Source organism: Pseudomonas sp. P4_B4 (assembly GCF_056402255.1).
The window spans coordinates 1-964 of the sequence record NZ_JBFUHS010000084.1 but is presented as its reverse complement, the minus strand read 5'-3'; the positions used below and the strand labels follow the sequence as shown (position 1 = coordinate 964).

Annotated in this window: 1 protein-coding gene; it reads left to right on the top strand. The window is 62.5% G+C overall.

The window, feature by feature from the left end:
• A partial coding sequence (locus tag AC1DVE_RS31125) for an Ig-like domain-containing protein (RefSeq protein ID WP_477784445.1) occupies positions 1-964 on the top strand: 964 nt, incomplete at both ends.

Sequence of the window (964 nt, the reverse complement as noted above, 5' to 3'; positions counted from 1 at the left end):
GCAATCGATCACCACGCCGTTGGGCAGCACCCTGACCATCACCGGATTTAACGCGGCGACCGGGGTGATCAGCTACAGCTACACCCTCAACGATAACGAAGTCCATCCGACGGCCAACGACGCTAACACCCTGCCTGAGCAGTTCGCCGTGACCGTGGTCGACGACAATGGCACCACCGCGACCGGTTCACTGGACGTGAACATCGTCGACGACCTGCCCAATGGCGTGGACGACAGCAACGCCARTACCGCTTCGGAAACCCTGTTGACCCTCAACGGCAACGTRYTGAGCAACGACGTGCAAGGCGCCGACCGCGTGACGGTCGGGGAAAATGCCGGCCCCATCACCCCCGGCACTTTCACCGGCACTTACGGCACCCTGGTGCTCAATGCCAACGGCACATACACCTACACCCTCAACCCCAGCGGTGCCGACTTCAAAGCCCTGCACGGTGGCGGCAATGGCAGCGAATCCTTCACCTACACCCTCACCGACTCGGACGGCGACAGCAGAACCGCGAACCTGGTGCTGCAGATCCACAACAACGATGACCCGATCACGATTGGCGGTTTGAACGCTCAGGGGGGCGAGCTCACCGTCTTCGAGAAAAACCTCAGCGACGGCAGCGCACCGGATGCCACGGCGCTGACTCAGAACGGCACTTTCACCGTCGCCGCCCTCGATGGCGTCACGACCCTGAGCGTCGGCGGCATCGCCGTGGTCAKTGGCGGTGTAGCCGCCGGCTTCCCGCAATCGATCACCACGCCGTTGGGCAGCACCCTGACCATCACCGGATTTAACGCGGCGACCGGGGTGATCAGCTACAGCTACACCCTCAACGATAACGAAGTCCATCCGACGGCCAACGACGCTAACACCCTGCCTGAGCAGTTCGCCGTGACCGTGGTCGACGACAATGGCACCACCGCGACCGGTTCACTGGACGTGAACATCGTCGACGAC